Raw genomic sequence first — 14643 nt, forward strand, 5'->3', positions numbered from 1 at the left:
CTTTCACGGTCGTCTCAGCGAACGGCGCGGAGGCGTACGTGATCTCCACGCTACCGGCGCGCCGGGTAACTCGCTCCGTACGGTCGCCAGCGCGGTCGTCACGTGCTCCGGTGCGAACCTCACGACGAGCGCGCCCGAGCGGGCCTGCGGAGAGTAGTTCGCCCTGGCCTGTGCCGTCCCGGCCGCCACGAGGATCGCCACAGCGACGGTGACGGCCGTGGCGGTCATGGTCGCCGCCACCGCGGGAGCCGTACGCGCGCGATGGTCCGCAAGGTGGCGGGCCGCCAGCCGTAAGGGCGCCGGCAGCCGTATCCCAGCCCGCCCGAGCACTCCCAGCAGCCACGGGACGAACGGCCCGAGCCCGAGAACGACCATTATCGCGCCCACGATGACTCCCAGCAGGGCCGTCGCCGAGACGTCATGGCGCCCGTCCTCGCGCGTCGACCATGCCACGAGCGCCATGGCCAGGAGGCCGAAAATGACCAAGAACGCTCCCGAGGCCAGGTGGGCGAAACGCATCTCGCCGTACCTGCCGCGAGGAGCTGTGACCGCCGCGAGGATCGTCGAGCTGAACGTCAGCGCCACGGGTAAGCCCGCAAAGGCCACGTAAACCAGGAGAAATCCGATGTCCACCATGGAGGGACACTACGGGCAAGACGATCAGGTAGGGCGAGCCACGATGGCTGGCCATGAGCGATATTCTCCGGTCATGGGACGTGACGAACGTGGTGTGACTCCTCAGGATGAGGACTTCTCGGCCTGGTACAACGAGCTCGTCGCCAAGGCGCAGCTCGTCGACAGAGGCCCGGCCAAGGGCACCATGGTCATCCGACCGTACGGCTACTGCCTGTGGGAGCTCATCCAGGACGAGCTCGACCGCCGGATCAAGGACACCGGGCACGAGAACGCCTATTTCCCTCTCCTGATCCCCGAGAGCTACCTCCGGCGCGAGGCCGATCACGTCGAGGGGTTCTCGCCCGAGCTCGCCGTCGTCACGCACGCCGGCGGCAAGGAGCTCGAGGAGCCGCTGATCGTCCGGCCCACCTCGGAGACGATCATCGGCGAGATGATGGCCAAGTGGGTCTCCTCCCATCGCGACCTGCCGCTCCTGCTCAACCAGTGGGCCAACGTCGTGCGCTGGGAGCTGCGGCCGCGCATGTTCCTGCGCACGACGGAGTTCCTCTGGCAGGAGGGGCACACGGCGCACGCCGACGAGGCCGACGCGATGCGCGAGACGATGCTGGCGCTCGATCTCTACACGGAGGTCGCGCGGGACGTCGCGGCGATCCCGGTCGTGCCGGGCGAGAAGACGGCCGGTGAGCGGTTCGCCGGCGCGGTCCGCACGTTCACCATCGAGGGCATGATGCGGGACGGCAAGGCGCTCCAGGCCGGCACCTCCCACTACATGGGCACCAACTTCGCCAAGGCCTTCGACATCCAGTACACCTCGGAAGCCGGTCAGCTGGAGCTGTGTCACACCACGTCATGGGGCATGTCGACGCGGATGATCGGCGGGGTCATCATGACCCACGGCGACGACAAGGGGCTCGTCCTGCCGCCCAGGCTGGCCCCCTACCAGGTGGTCATCGTGCCCATCGGACGCGGCGAGCAGGGCACGCGGACCGCGGCCGCGGCGCGGGAGCTCGCGGGGCGGCTCAAGGCGGCCGGGGTGCGCGTCCACGTCGACGATCGCGCGCAGCTCTCGCCCGGTTTCCGGTTCAACGACTGGGAGCTGCGCGGAGCTCCCGTACGGCTCGAGCTCGGCCCGCGCGACCTCGAGTCCGGCACCGTGGTGATGGTCAGGCGGCTCGGCGACGAGGGCAAGCAGAGCATCCCCCTGTCGTCCGCGCCGGAGCTCCTTCCCGGCGTGCTCGAAGACTTCCAGGCCTTCCTGCTCCGGCGGGCCACCGAGTTCCGCGACGCTCACACCGTGACGGTGGACACCTGGGGCTCCTTCGCGGAGGCCGTCGCGTCGGGATGGGCGTTGGCGTTGCACTGCGGCAAAGCCGCGTGCGAGGCCGACATCAAGGGCAAGGTCGCGGCGACTCCGCGCTGCGTTCCGCTCGACGGCGCCTCCGAGACCGGGCGGTGCGTGCTCTGCGGCGATGCCTCCGCCTACGGCAAGCGGGTCATCTTCGGGCGGGCCTACTGACTCTCGCGGGCGTCGATCAGCTCGTCCATGTGCGTCTCCGCCCAGGCACGCGCCGCGTCCAGCAGCCCGAGCAGGCTCCGGCCGAGCGGGGTCAGCGCGTAGTCGACGTGCCTGGCGGGCCCGGCGTGGACCGTACGGACGACGAAGCCGTCGCGTTCCAGCGCCCGCAGCGACTTCGTGAGCACTTTGGGGGTGATGGTCCGCAGCGGTACGAGGAGTTCGGAGAACCGCCGGGGACCCTCTTCGAGGCACTGGATGATCATTCCCGCCCATTTGTCCCCGATCCTGATCGGCATCAGGCCGGAGGGGCAAACCGGGTCGAACATCTCCGGATCCAGCGGCTGCGTCACGGAACCACCGTAACCGCGCTATCCACGCGGTAACCACGGCCCCGGCTACCTTGGCGCAGCACATCGGAGAAGAGGTGGACCATGGGAAAGATCATTGTGTTCGGTGCCGGTGGGCGCGCTGGGCGTGCGGCCGTCGGCGAGGCCCTTCGCCGCGGCCACCAGGTCACCGCAGTCGTCCGCGACCCGGACAGGCACCGGCACCTCACGGGCGCCGCAGTCCGCGCCGGCGACGTCACCGAGGCCGGCGCGGTCGCCGGCCTCGCGGCCGGGCACGACGCCGCGATCATGGCCGCGTACGACGCCGGCGCACGGCCCGACGCCTTCTTCCCGGCCGCCGCCCGCGCCCTGCTCGACGGCCTGGCGCGGGCCGCGGTGGGCAGGCTGGTCGCCGTCGGCCTCGCGGCGACGCTCGAGACCGCCGACGGCACACCGTTGATGGACACCCCAGGCTTTCCTCAGGAATTCCGCCCCATCTGCCTGGGGCACGCGGCCGCGGCGGCCGTGCTGCGCTCCTCGGACGACCGGATGGACTGGCTGATCGTCAGCCCGGCCGGCGACTTCGACCACGCCGGCGCACGTTCCGGCCGCTATGCCGTCGCAGCCGTCGACATGACCGGTCGCATCTCCTACGGCGACCTGGCGGTCGCCCTGCTCGACGAGATCGACAACCCTCGCCACCATCGCACGCACATCGGCGTCACCGCAGCGCCGCGGTGAAGTGAGGGCGGTTGGCGCTGGTGAAGGCGTGTTCGCGCTCGGACCAGGCGATGCTCTCCTCCGGGTCGGCCGACCCGTGAGCGGGGCCGGTCAGGCGCCCGGTCCACCACCGGATGTTGCGGACCTGGCGGTCGAGGATCGCGTCGACGACGGCGGCGCGGCGCTCGGCATCGAGTCCGTAGGCGTCGGCGAGGACCCGCACCTGGGCGGCCTGTTCGGCGGCAGGCGGCGCGGTGCTCTTGGACGAGACGCACCACGTCCAGGCCATGTAGCCGATGTCCTCGAGCGGATCGCCGGGGGCGGCGGTGTCGAAGTCGATGAAGGCGACCGGCAGCCCGGCGCGGAACACCGTGTTGTTCGGCCCGGGATCGTGATGGCAGACGACCGGGTGCTCGCCGGTGAGCCCGCTGCCCCGCGTGGCGTCGTGCAACGAACGGAGCAGCACGCCGGCCGCGGCGACCTGGGAGTCGCTCCAGCGCCGGAACGTGGCCGGCACCCAGCCGGGCAGGTAGCTGAGAACGTCACGGCCGGCCAGGTCGCGTCCGAGATGGCGCGGCGCTCCCTGGAACCGGCAGCGCTGAAGGTGCGTGAGCAGCCGGGCGACGAAATCGGACGAGTCGGTGGCGGGGCGCCGAACCGTATCGGCGACGCGGACGACGCCCGGGGTGATGCGCCCTCCGGTCAGGGGAATTTCGGCGGGGACGTCGCGCATGGCGGGGAGTTCTCCTGGCTGTTCCGCAAACGCTCCGCATGACGAAGCCCGTTGTGGGGCCTCATCGATCACGTTTTAATGACAAAGAGTTTAGGCGCCCGTCGACCCAGGGAGGGGAAGCGTGCGACCGACATTCTGGAGAGCGCGGTCAAGGCATCAGTGACGGGTGGGAGTCCAGATGTATGACGAACCGGCACCGGCACCCTCACTCGCAGCGCGCGTCTGGAACCTCTTACGCCAGGTGGGGGCACTTTTCCGCCGCAGACTCGTGGTGATCGTCGTTGTTGTCGCCGTACTGATATCCACAGTCGTACTCGTGAATTACACCCAGGGGTGGTGGCCCTGGGGCGGTTGCGAAACGCAGAGCGAGGACGTCGTCGCCATCGACGGCGAATGCGTCGGGCTGATGGACCCGGCCGAGGGGACGATGGTCCTGGGCGAGGAATACCGGCCGCTGCTCGAGGTCATCGCGGCGGAGAACCGCAAGGTCACCGAAGGCACCGACTACAGCACGATCGCGCTCATGGCCCCGATGGGGGCGGGCCCGCGCGGGCTGGTCGGAGATCGTGCTCTCCACCAGCTCGAAGGGGCGTTCATCGGCCAGTACCGAGCCAACCAGTCCGAGACGTTCCCCAAGATCCGGCTCGTGCTCGCCAACACCGGCCACGACGGCTCGAAGTGGCGTACGGCGGTGCAGGCGGTGCGGAAGAACGCCGCGACGGGCGCGACGGGCAGTCCCGGTCAGATCGTCGCGGTCACCGGAATGGGCCCGAGCCAGCAGGAAAGCATCGACGCCGCGCGGGCCCTGGCCAAGGATCCCGGAATTCCGATGGTGGCCGACTTCATCACCGCGGCCGGATTCAACACCACCGGCGAGATCGACGGCAGCGGACCCATTCCCGGTCTCACCCGCACCGCGGTCAGCACCTCTGCCCAGCTCGAAGCCATCGCGAAAGAGCTCAAGGACAAGAAGGTCAAGGGCAGCGCGGCGCTGATGTGGGCCGAGGTGACCCCGCAGGGCACCAAGGACCTTTACGCCCTGTCGTTGAAGGACGCCTTTCTCGATCCGGAGCTGGGGCTGAAACCGTACGTCGACGAGTCCGGGCTCAGCTTCCCCTTCGACCCGCGCGGCGGCCCCTCGCTCCTCCGGACCATCAGCGACACGATCTGCGGCACGAAGACCGACATGATCTTCTACGCCGGCCGCCAGACGTTCATGCCGACGTTCCTCAAGCTCCTGCGCAACCGGCCCTGCCGGTCCACGCCGATCACCGTGGTCACCGGCGACGACGCCCAGAACCAGGACCCGGAGGACCCGTCGCTGCACGACCCGGAAGCGCCCATCAAGGTGATGTTCGTGCCGCTCGCCGACCCCAAGCGGCTCGATCACGAGGACAACGAGCACCGCCAGCTCTACCAGCAGTTCCGTAACGAGTTCGTGGCGCCCCACCATGGCGAGACGTTCTCCGCGGCGCACCTCGGCAGCGGCTTGGCGATCATGGCGTACGACGCGGTGACCGCCGCCGCCACCGCGGTGCAGAAGGCCGCCATCGGCGCCGACCCGTCCCAGCTCAGCCTGCCGTCCACCGCGGCGGTGCGCGGGCAGCTCTACCTGTTCACCGGCACCAACGTCATCCGCGGCGCCAGCGGCGCCTTCACCCTCGACTCCAAGACCGGGGAACGCGTGAACGTCACCGCGCCCACGCCCGTGACTATCCCGTAATGGCGACCACGGCCATCAGCGCCACCGCCGCGACGAGGAGCAGCAGCAGCCACCAGCGTGCGGCGGGTATCCGGCCGAGCCGTACGCGCTCCAGCTCCCCCGCCTCGGTGAGGCGGAGCACCGCCGTGCCGATCGTGAACCGATCACCCGGTCGCAGGGTCGCGTAGAGCACGGGGCTGCCGTCGATGTACGTCCCCAGGCCCCCGCTGTGGTCGTGCAGCCGGTACCCGGCGCTCACCTTGCGGACGGTGGCGTGCGCCGGGGCGATCCCCTCCTCGTCGATCACGATGTCGGCCGCGGGCCCGCTGCCCAGCGTGGTGGTCTCCTTCAGCGTTCCGATGACGGCCGACAGGATCCGGGTGCGGGGCACCGTCGCCTGCGCGTTCTCCGACTGGTGCCCCACGAGGCGGCCGAGCAGTTCCATGGTGGTCGGCCGCCGCGCCGGATCCTTGGCGAGGCAGTCGGCGATCAGCGAACGCAGCGGCTCGGAGATCACCGTCACGTCGGGGGTCTCGTTCAGGACCCGGTTGATGATGACGGCCACGTTGCTGCCCGCGAACGGCATCCTGCCGGTGGCGGCGAAGTACATGGTGGCCGCCCAGGCGTGCACGTCGGCGGGGAAGCCCACTTCGGCGTCCGCCCCCACCACCTGCTCCGGCGCGAGATATCCGGGAGTTCCCACGGGCGTGGTGATCACGGCGGTCGCCTCGAGGGCCCGGGCGACCCCGAAGTCCACGACCCGTGGCCCGTCCGGCCCGACGATGACGTTGGCGGGCTTGAGGTCCCGGTGGACGACTCCCACGCCGTGGATGGCCGCCAGCGCGGTGGCCGTATAGGTCGCCAGCCGTTCGAGCGCGGGCCCCGACAGCGGCCCGTGGTTGTCGACGAGCTTCTGCAGGGACGGGCCTTCCACGTACTCGCTCACGATGTACGGCTGGTCACGGTCGATGGCGGCGTCGATGATCATCGCGGTATAAGCCCTGGGCACCCGCGACGCGATGGACACCTCGTCCGCGAACCGCCTGCGCGCCCTCGGGTCGGCCGCCCCCTGCGCGTGGATCACCTTGATCGCGACCCGGCCGGCCTCGCTCTGCCCGAGGTAGACCGTCCCCTGACCGCCGGCACCCAGACGGCCGAGCACCTCGTAGGGCCCGATGTGCCGTGGCTCGCCGGTGTCCATTCACGCTCCCAACGTGACCGCTACGACGACGGCGATCGCCGCCAGGACGACGAGCAGCACCACGACCGCCCCGCGCCGGCCCCGCGAGCCGTCCCCCACCGCGGACCTCCCCCGCCGCCACGCCTCGCGCAGGTTGGAGTCGGTTTCGACGTAGATGCGTTCGGGAGTGACGAGCCACTGCCACGACTCGCCGGCCGCCCGCCATCGCGCGGTGTCCACTGATTCCGGTGAACCGTCCAGACACTGCCTTATCAGGCGGCGGTGCCGCAAGGGCAGCACCCTGGCGAGCGCGGCCTCGTCGGGCGACCACGCCTCGGCGCTTTCCTGGAGGCACCGTACGACGGCCCAGGCGAACTTGTAGTAGTCGGACTCCTGGGTGAACGCGCCTTCACGGGGGAGTTTCCACTGCTCGGGATCGGCCTCCGCCAGGGCGCCGCGGCCCCCGGCCGGCAGGCAGGAGTCGCAGTCCAGCAGGTACACCGCGGGCGCGGGGTCGATGGTGAAGACGGCGTTGCGCAGTTGCAGATCGCCCACCACGTAGCCCTGCTCGTGCAGCCACTGGACCGTCGCGAGCAGCTGCCCGAGGACGGCCAGTTTGTAGGGCGGCTCGTAGTAGCGCGTGCCGTAGTGATCGCGAAGGGCACTCACCCGCTCGGGCGAGCGCGTGAGCTCATCGAGGTGCCGCGGCACCAGCCGGTCGCGCAGCTCGACGAACATCTGCCTGGGAGCGGGCCTGATCAGGATGCCGGTGATCCGGTCGTGCCGGACCGCCGCGACCGGCCACGCACAACGCTGGTCGAGCGTCGCGCGGTCGTGCCGGGGAAGTTCGCGCCGCCAGCGCACCATGGCCAGCAGGGCCTTCTCGTCCAGCCCGGCCAGCGTCTCCTCGTCGTACCGTTTGAACAGGAACCGGCCTGGGACGCCGCTGACCCCGCACGGCGCCAGGCTGCGCGCCTGGCCTCCCGGGCGCAGGGAATAGGCATCGGCGTCCGTGGGGGGTGTCAGATCCGCTTCGTCGACCACGTCTGGGGGATTCATCGTTCTGCCGCCGCACTCCTGTCACAAGACGGCCGTGTCGTGGCGGCCCGCCCACAACGCCAGAACGGTCCGGTCGTCGTCGTAGGTCGACAGATGGAAACCCACATCGCGGTAGAAGCTGCGCAGCGCGGGCGGCGAGCTCCACGATGTGACGAGCTGCTGGGCGAGCACGCTGCCGCCGCCGCCCATGGCCGTCCCGAACCCGTCGCTGCACAGGACGAGCACATCGCCCGGCTGCCAGTCGATCTGCCGTTCGCGCAGCTCGCCGAGGTCGTCCGGCAGGGCGGACGTGACGTTGTCCGGTCGCCGCCCGTCCGGAGGGAACAGCTCGGTCCACGTCCCGTCGTGGAGCCACAACGCCGGCGAGTCGCCGATGGCCGCGCAGGCGGCGATCCCGCGCCCGCCGTCCGCGGGGACCACCGCGATCGTCAGCGTCGTGGCGGGCGGATCCGTCCCCCTGCCGGCTGGTTGGCTGACGGGGCCGGCGAACCGGGCGGTGGCGCGCACGACCTCCCCGGCGATGGCGGCGAAGGCCGCGTGCCAGCCGGGCTCGGGGGTCAGGGCGAGGTTCGTGGCGGCGCGTACGGCCACCGCGGCGGCGTGTTCGGCGTGCGGCGTGCTGCCCAGCCCGTCGGCCACGGCCGCGATGACCCACCGTCCGTCCGCGCTCAGCCGTACCGCGTAGGCGTCCTGGAGGGGCTCGCCTCGGTAGCGATGGCGCCGCCCGCGGATGCTCACGGCGCGGATCGTGGTCTGCGCGAGCATGCCGCCGTCGAGCGCGACGCCCGGGGCGCGCGAATCCGCGCCGCCCGCCAGCAGGACCGGCAGCGGCTGGGGAGGCGGGCCGAGCGGCGTCCTGCCGTCGACGACGTCAGCGGTACGGTTCCTGCGCGCCAGCACGAACCGCCCCAGGAGTACGGCGCCGGCGCCGGCGACGCCGGACAGGATCCACAGCGGCCAGCCCTCCTGCGCCGGGCTGGGCGTCACGGTCACCGTCACCGTCGGCTCCGGTGACGGAGCAGGCCGCGCTCCCACCGGACCGATGCCGATGACCAGAAGTAATCCCGCCAGCGCCGCTTTGATCATCTCAGCTGCCGCATCCCCGCGGGCCCGCGTAGAACCGCCGTGTTCCTGTTGACGGAGGCGCTGATGCTGTCGGACACGGCCTGCGCGATGCCGTGCAGCACCGTGGCCGCCCCTGTCGCGACCTCGCCCGCGAAGGCCAGCACGTCACCTCTCAGCGTGGTGGCGACCCGTCGCAGGGTGTCCTCCTGCACCGTCCCGAAGCCGAGGGCCACGATGTACGGGGCCGGGTCGAGGCTCGCCAGCCGGTCGCGCGCGGGGCCCCAGATCTCGACGTCCTGATGGTTCGCGCCGACGTACGGCTCGCCGTCGGTGATGAAGAAGACCACCGGCGCCCGTACGTCGAAGTGCCTGGACAGCTTTCTGTGGTCCTTTTCGATGATCTTCACGAGCCCGCGGAAAGCCGCCAGGTAGTCCGTCTGCATGCCGGGCCTCAGAGCCGGGACCCTGATCGCGTCGCACGGCCTGGTCAGCGGCAGCACCACCTCGACCTTGTCGGCGAAGGACACCACCGCGACGTGCGCGGCCTCGCTGACACCCGGGTCGCCCGCCTCCAGCTCGAAAAGCAACTCCCCCACGCAGTTCGACAGCACCTCGAAGGGGGTGGGCCGTCCGTCCTCGCGGGCGGTGTGCATCGAATGCGACACGTCGCACACGATGTAGAAGGGGAAGGCACGAGGGCGCCCGTTAGCCGATGTCATCGGATTTTCATCCTTATAGGGATTACCGGTCTTGGCAAGGTCGGCGAACGAAAGGATGCGGCCTACCGGACCTGCTCACGTCCCTCGGACACGGGCGTGCAGGTGCATGTCATGCCGGCCGTCGTCATGCACGGCGGCGCTCCGGCGCCGCGGGCGGCCGGGAGCACCCAGTAGGCGACCCCGGCCACGGGAGCGCGGAACAGGCGGCACAGCGGTGGCCACGCCGGCGGAAATCCGTTCGACAGGCAAGCCTGCGGTGCACTGTGATGGTGCGGCCGCCCGCCGCGCGGAGCGGGCCGATCTCAGGAGTTGCTCTTGGCGACCTCGGGCACCGCCGGGTCCCGGCCCACGATCACTGACGCGCTGGCCAGGAGGCTCGTCGACACGCAGTTTCCGCGGTGGGCCGGGCTGCCGCTGAAGCTGCTCGACCCGGCCGGCTCCGACCACGTGATCTACCGGCTGGGCGAGCAGCTGTCCGTGCGGCTGCCCCGCCACGCCGGCGCCATCGGGCAGGCCGCCAAAGAACTCGAGTGGCTGCCCCGGCTCGCTCCCCACCTGCCCCTGGCCATCCCGGTGCCGGTGGGAGTGGGCGAGCCCGACTTCGGCTACCCGTGGCGGTGGGCGGTGTCGCGCTGGCTGGAGGGCGAGGTGGCGACCGTCGAGGCGCTGGCCCACTCGTCCGCGGCGGCCGTGCGACTGGCGGAGTTCCTGGCCGCCCTCCAGCAGTTCGCGGCCGATGACGTACGGACCCTGCAGGCCCGCGACGACCTCACCGGACAGTCGTTGAAGAGCCGCGATCAGGCGACGCGGGCCGCCATCGCCCAGGTCGGCGACGTGTTCGACGCCACCGCCATGACCGGCCTGTGGGAGAGAGCCCTGCACGCCCCCGCATGGGATCGCCCGCCGGTCTGGTTCCACGGCGACTTCCACACCGGCAACCTGCTGACCGTCGACGGCCGCCTCAACGCCGTCATCGACTTCGGCGGGCTCGGCATCGGCGATCCGGCCTGCGACCTCACCATCGCCTACACCCTGATGTCGGCCGGCAGCCGGGCCGCCTTCCGCGCCGCGCTCGGCGTGGACGACGCCACCTGGACCCGCGGTCGCGGCTGGGCCCTCACCACCGGCCTGAACGCCTACACCTCCTACGCCGCCGCCAACCCGAGGATCGCCGCGCAGACCGCCCGCCAGATCACCGAGGCCCTCATCGGCTAGGTCGGCAGCGGGCTGATCCCGCCGCCGCCGGCGAAGACGTGGCGGGGCTACTGGCCGAAGGGGACACCGTCGAAGGTGCCCGACAGGGCTGGGCGGGTGGAGAACGCCGCCCAGGTCAGCGCCACCTCGTGGGTGCGTCCGCCGGTCTCGGCGCGGAGCGTGGCGGTGGCGCGGCCCTCCGGAGTGAGCTTGATCGGCCCGCTCACCCGCAGGTCGCGCACGAACCGCACCTCGTCGAGTGTGATGTCCTGGCCGAAGGTGACCAGGCCGCCCCGTAGCCCCGGCTCGTCCCGCACGCTGGTGTAGGCGTGACCGTTGGGGTTGCGGCGGGCGGTGGCGTCCGCGGCGGTGGCGAAGGTGGCCGCGAGCACCCGCCGCTGGGCGACGCTGAGGTTGCGAGCCGTCTGTGGCGGCACGTCCCCGACGGTCCGCGGGAAGGCGCCGAGGGCACGATAGTTCTCGCCGGTGCACTGCGAGTCACTCACCTGCCTGGTGGTCAGGAAGGTACGCAGCATGCCGCGCACGCAGTCACCCATCGGCGACGCGAAGGAGGTCAGCGCATGCGGCCCGAAGGGGACCCGCACGACGGTCGCGTTCGGGAAGGCCCGCAACGATCGGGCCACTTCGGCGGGGCTGTTCTGGTCGATCTCCCCCGCCATCACCAGGACGGGCACGGCGAGCAGCGCCAGTCCAGGTGGGCGCGGCGGGCTGTGGCGCGGAGTCGGCCAGTAGATGCACGGCTCGACGCTGCCGATTCCCGAAGGGAAGATGTCGGTGATCCGATAGGGCCCCAGCGGGCGTGCCCGCTCGTAGTAGCGCTCGGCCTGGACCTGCCGCTCGGCCGCCGAGGCGCGCCGGTCGAAGGGGAAGGTGCCGTCGCCGCAGCGAAAGCCCAGATATCCGGCAACGTACGCATCGTTGGCCGGGGGAAGCGCCGCGGGAATCAGCCGGGCCAGGCGGTGCAGCGGAGCCGGGTCGCCGTGCAGGTAGGCGTCCGCGGCCGCGGTGGCCTCCCGGCCGAACACCGGCTCCCACACGTTGCTGAGCGCCACGGTCTGGAACACCGACACCTCGGGGTCGGGCCGCTTCCGCAGCCGGTCCACCAACCGCGTCCACGTGTCGGTGGCGCTGCCCGGCAGCGCGTCGCACGCCTTCGACCGCGCGCAGACGAGATCGAGTTGGCGAAGTCTGGACCAGTAGTTCTTCCAGCTCGCGTACCCGTCGCGGTTCACCACCACGGAGCTGTCCAGGAAGATCGCGTCCAGGCCGGCCGGATAGCGGGCGGCGTACGCCTGGGCGTACAGGGTGCCGTAGGAGTTGCCGTAGAAACTCACCTTGCCCAGACCGAGCGCCCTCCGAATCGCGTCGAGATCGTGCGAAGCCTGGTCGGCGGTGAAGTACGCGCCCCGCGGCCCCACGCTCTTGGCGCAGGCGGCGAGGGACTCGGGCTTGTCGAGGCCGGCTCCCGGGCAGTGCAGCGGCGAGGACTTCCCCATCCCGCGCGGATCCATGACCAGCAGGTTCTTGCGTTCGAGCACGGGCCCGAGAACGTGCTGCATCGTGGGTACGGTCGTCAGAGTCTGCCCTGGCCCGCCGAGATTGGCCACCACGGTTCCGTCGGCGACTTTGGCTGGAATCCAGGCGAAGGCTACGGAAATGCGCTCGGAGGAGGGGTTGTCCCAGTCGAGGGGAACCTCGATGCTGCCGTCGCAGCGCGTGGCCGCATTCGCGCAGTCATGCAGGTCGGTCGAAGGGGCCAGCGTGCCGGGCAACAGGGCCGCGACCAGCGTTGATCCCAAGGCTTCTGCGATCATGCCGACAGCTTCGCCTGCCGTGCACCGGATGTCTTCGGCCTGGCGGAGGATTCCCTCTGGGAGCCGGCTCCCAGAGCCGTCAGCGACCCTGGGATGATCTCAGCGCCCTGACCAGCCGCCTCTCCGACCGGACGCGCCCGCGTCGCGTCAAGGGCGTTCCCACCACGGCTGCACGCCCTCCTCGGCGACGAACTCGTGGAAGTCCATGTTGGCGATCTCCAGGTTGCACGCGAGCGACCCGGCCATGCGGCATGGGAGAACGGCGGATTGCCCGGGCGTGTCGTACAGGTCGACCACGGTCAGCGGCCGGCCGGGCTCGGCGAAGGTGCGGCCGTCGGCCAGCGCGACCAGCGTGGTGTGCTCCTCGGGCGGCACCAGCGCCGGGACCTCGCCGGGCTGGAGACCCTCGAAGGCCCGGTCGTCGACGACCAGCGCCGCCAACGGTGCGTCGTCGTCGATCGCGTCCTCGTCCATGCCGACATGGCCGTCCTCGTCGGCCCCGCCCAGCTCGTCCAGCAGGGCGCGCCAGCCCTCCTCGTCGTCGAAGGAGGTGCGGACGAGCAGGGCGAGGTCGGTCGAGGGCAGCGCGGGGAACGACCGGTGCGGCGGCGCCGCCGGCACGGGGAAGGCGGGCCGGCCGCCGTCACCGAGGTAGACGCCCGACCGGTCCATGTCGCGTACCAGGTCGTCGAACGCGAGCGTGCCGGATCGCAGGGCCGCCAGGATCTCGCCGAGCCGGTCCGGCGCGACCCGGACCCCGCGACCGGGGATCGCCACCAGGTCCACCAGCAGGGGCCCGTCTCCGCCGTACACCACCGGGATGTCCACCAGGACGGCGACCGGCGGCACGGGGCCGCCGTCCGGGATGAGCGCCGGGACGTTGCCTCCGTGCAGGTAATCCCATCCGGAGTCCTCGACAGGGCGGAGCCGCATCCCGCTGTCCCCGAGAACGAGCACGTCGCCGTCCCTGCGCCCGCCGATCTCGTCGGGCAACCCGCCGTACAGAGCCTTACCGTCCTCGTAACACGTGCAGACCAGCAGCACCTCGCCGGGCGCCGGATGGGGAAGCTCGGGGCGGGACATGGATCCTCCGAAGACGAGATCGAAAAGGTCACGGGGACGGCCGGCACGGGCCGGCGTCCGGGGAGAGAAGGGCACGGACCCGGCCGGGAGTGTGACCCAGCTCGTCGCGCATCACCCTGGTCAGGTGGGCCTGGTCGCTGAAGCCTAGGCCGGCCGCGAGCGCCGCGAGGTCCGTCTCGCCCTGGTCCAGGCGCGTCAGCGCGCGGCTCACCCGCACGCGGTTGCGGTAGCGGCTCAACGGCATGCCCACGTGATGGCGGAAGGTGTGGCTCAAATGGGATGGGGAGGTCCGCAACCGCCGGGCCAGGGCTGTCAGGCTGGCGCAGCCCGGCTCGTCAGCGACGATCGCCTCCCGGGCCCGGTCCGCCAGCTCCCGCCGGCCGGGCGGGGACACGTCCCGGGGCTGCTCGCGCAGGGCCGGCAGGAGGAGGTCCAGCAGAGCCTCGACGGCGGCGAAGCCCGGGTCGGCGCCAGGACGCAGCAGCAGGCGGTGGGCGAGTTCGAGCCGCGCGTCGACCCGGACCGCGGGAGAACGGACCGCATCGAGCCCGGCCGTCAGCACATCGCCGGTGAACGTGATCGACGTGCACACGTCACCGCCCGCCGGATGGGCGAAACGGATCTCCTGCCCCGGACGGTGCAGATAGCCGGTGGTGGGCTCGACCGTCAGCTGCCGGCCCTGGGACTCGAGGCGGAACCGGCCCCGCCGCACCAGCACGATCTGGGCGGCGGACGACGTCTCGGGAGCCGACCAGCCGGCGTGGTCGTCCGCGCACTCCACCGCGCTGACCACGAAGTGTGGGCTCTCGATGAGCCTTCTCGCCGTACGCACCGGACAACCCTAAGCAGCACCACCGACAGTTTCGTCCGCATAT

The 14643-nt window shown here is 71.1% G+C and carries 14 protein-coding genes; 4 read left to right on the forward strand and 10 right to left on the reverse strand.

Annotation, left to right across the window (positions count from 1 at the left end; translation table 11 throughout):
• Positions 1-3 precede the first annotated feature (3 nt).
• Positions 4-636: a hypothetical protein gene (locus ACZ6SA_RS40915; protein ID WP_465834344.1), complete on the reverse strand. Its 633-nt coding sequence runs from the start codon at positions 634-636 to the stop codon at positions 4-6.
• A gap of 73 nt (positions 637-709) precedes the next feature.
• Here ACZ6SA_RS40915 and proS point away from each other — a divergent pair, with 73 nt between their 5' ends.
• Positions 710-2152, forward strand: a complete 1443-nt coding sequence (proS, locus tag ACZ6SA_RS40920; protein ID WP_347645880.1) for a proline--tRNA ligase — start codon at positions 710-712, stop codon at positions 2150-2152.
• On the opposite strand, the gene ACZ6SA_RS40925 is transcribed toward proS, so the two are convergent.
• Positions 2146-2502, reverse strand: coding sequence for a winged helix-turn-helix transcriptional regulator (locus ACZ6SA_RS40925; protein WP_347645879.1), 357 nt, complete (start codon positions 2500-2502; stop codon positions 2146-2148). The genes proS and ACZ6SA_RS40925 overlap by 7 nt on opposite strands.
• Positions 2503-2583: 81 nt before the next feature.
• On the opposite strand from ACZ6SA_RS40925, the gene ACZ6SA_RS40930 reads away from it, so the two are divergent.
• Complete coding sequence (locus tag ACZ6SA_RS40930) at positions 2584-3219, forward strand: NAD(P)-dependent oxidoreductase (RefSeq protein ID WP_347645878.1); 636 nt, start codon at positions 2584-2586, stop codon at positions 3217-3219.
• On the opposite strand, the gene ACZ6SA_RS40935 is transcribed toward ACZ6SA_RS40930, so the two are convergent.
• Positions 3200-3931, reverse strand: a complete 732-nt coding sequence (locus ACZ6SA_RS40935; protein WP_347645877.1) for an aminoglycoside phosphotransferase family protein — start codon at positions 3929-3931, stop codon at positions 3200-3202. The genes ACZ6SA_RS40930 and ACZ6SA_RS40935 overlap by 20 nt on opposite strands.
• Before the next feature lie 316 nt (positions 3932-4247).
• On the opposite strand from ACZ6SA_RS40935, the gene ACZ6SA_RS40940 reads away from it, so the two are divergent.
• Positions 4248-5654, forward strand: coding sequence for a type 1 periplasmic-binding domain-containing protein (locus tag ACZ6SA_RS40940; protein ID WP_465834348.1), 1407 nt, complete (start codon positions 4248-4250; stop codon positions 5652-5654).
• On the opposite strand, the gene ACZ6SA_RS40945 is transcribed toward ACZ6SA_RS40940, so the two are convergent.
• The 4 genes from ACZ6SA_RS40945 to ACZ6SA_RS40960 all read right to left on the reverse strand — a co-directional run bounded on the left by ACZ6SA_RS40945 (position 5644) and on the right by ACZ6SA_RS40960 (position 9656).
• Entirely contained in the window at positions 5644-6834 is a 1191-nt protein-coding gene (locus ACZ6SA_RS40945; RefSeq protein ID WP_465834350.1) for an FHA domain-containing serine/threonine-protein kinase, read from the reverse strand. The two genes, ACZ6SA_RS40940 and ACZ6SA_RS40945, sit on opposite strands and share 11 nt — an antisense overlap.
• On the reverse strand, positions 6835-7872 hold the full coding sequence (locus ACZ6SA_RS40950) for a protein kinase family protein (protein ID WP_347645874.1): 1038 nt from the start codon (positions 7870-7872) through the stop codon (positions 6835-6837).
• Positions 7873-7893: 21 nt separating this feature from the next.
• On the reverse strand, positions 7894-8871 hold the full coding sequence (locus tag ACZ6SA_RS40955) for a protein phosphatase 2C domain-containing protein (RefSeq protein ID WP_465834352.1): 978 nt from the start codon (positions 8869-8871) through the stop codon (positions 7894-7896).
• An 83-nt stretch (positions 8872-8954) separates the two neighbouring features.
• The gene (locus tag ACZ6SA_RS40960; RefSeq protein WP_347645872.1) at positions 8955-9656 is read right to left on the reverse strand and encodes a vWA domain-containing protein; all 702 of its coding nucleotides are present in this window, start codon (positions 9654-9656) and stop codon (positions 8955-8957) included.
• A gap of 315 nt (positions 9657-9971) precedes the next feature.
• Between ACZ6SA_RS40960 and ACZ6SA_RS40965 the strand changes: the two genes are divergently transcribed.
• Positions 9972-10871 carry an aminoglycoside phosphotransferase family protein gene (locus ACZ6SA_RS40965; protein WP_465834355.1) on the forward strand — a complete coding sequence of 300 codons (900 nt, stop codon included), beginning with the start codon at positions 9972-9974 and terminating at the stop codon, positions 10869-10871.
• A gap of 47 nt (positions 10872-10918) precedes the next feature.
• On the opposite strand, the gene ACZ6SA_RS40970 is transcribed toward ACZ6SA_RS40965, so the two are convergent.
• The 3 genes from ACZ6SA_RS40970 to ACZ6SA_RS40980 form a co-directional block, all read right to left on the reverse strand.
• The gene (locus ACZ6SA_RS40970) at positions 10919-12685 is read right to left on the reverse strand and encodes an alpha/beta fold hydrolase (protein WP_465834357.1); all 1767 of its coding nucleotides are present in this window, start codon (positions 12683-12685) and stop codon (positions 10919-10921) included.
• A gap of 147 nt (positions 12686-12832) precedes the next feature.
• Positions 12833-13768 carry a DUF6924 domain-containing protein gene (locus ACZ6SA_RS40975; RefSeq protein WP_465834359.1) on the reverse strand — a complete coding sequence of 312 codons (936 nt, stop codon included), beginning with the start codon at positions 13766-13768 and terminating at the stop codon, positions 12833-12835.
• Between the two features lie 28 nt (positions 13769-13796).
• Positions 13797-14600 (reverse strand): helix-turn-helix domain-containing protein, encoded by an 804-nt coding sequence (locus ACZ6SA_RS40980; protein ID WP_465834361.1) that lies wholly within the window; start codon positions 14598-14600, stop codon positions 13797-13799.
• Positions 14601-14643 lie beyond the last annotated feature (43 nt).

The organism is Nonomuraea sp. NPDC049378, from assembly GCF_055586745.1.